This is a genomic window from Brevibacillus sp. YAE8 (assembly GCF_057543335.1).
In genome coordinates, this window is the sequence record NZ_BAAIYG010000182.1 from 1 (window position 1) to 518 (window position 518).

At 40.0% G+C, this 518-nt stretch carries 1 pseudogene; it reads left to right on the top strand.

The features are described 5' to 3' along the window. Positions 1–446 (top strand): annotated as a pseudogene (locus AC27IT_RS28270) (amino acid permease); the annotation flags it as partial. Between the last annotated feature and the right edge of the window lie 72 nt (positions 447–518).

A 518-nucleotide genomic window follows, 5' to 3' on the forward strand; every position in this document is an offset into this window, starting at 1 on the left:
AAGCTCCAAAAGGATACGGTCAGCTGACAAAAGGCGGCGTACCTGGAAAAGCTGTTTTAGCATCAGCGGGTGCGTTATTAGTCGGAGTAGCGTTAAACTACATTGTGCCTGCCAAAGTATTTACGTGGGTAACAAGCATTGCAACATTCGGTGCGATTTGGACTTGGGGAATTATTTTGCTTTCTCAAATTAAGTATCGCAAAACGCTAAAAAAAGGTGAAGAGGCAAAGTTAAAATACAAAATGCCTTTATTTCCGTTAACGTCTTATGTGTCACTTGCGTTCCTAGCGCTGGTGGTTGTTCTTATGGCGTACAATCCAGATACAAGAATTGCAGTTGTTATCGGACCACTATGGTTTATCGGTCTTATTATTGCGTACTACGCAAAAGGATTTCATAAACGAAGTCAAGGTTCAGCTGGGACTGAGCAAAAGCTAGTGAAGTAAACGAAAAGACCTCTTTCTTGGAAAGAGGTCTTTTCGTTTATTTGTTCTTACTTTCCTATAAATAATTAGTTT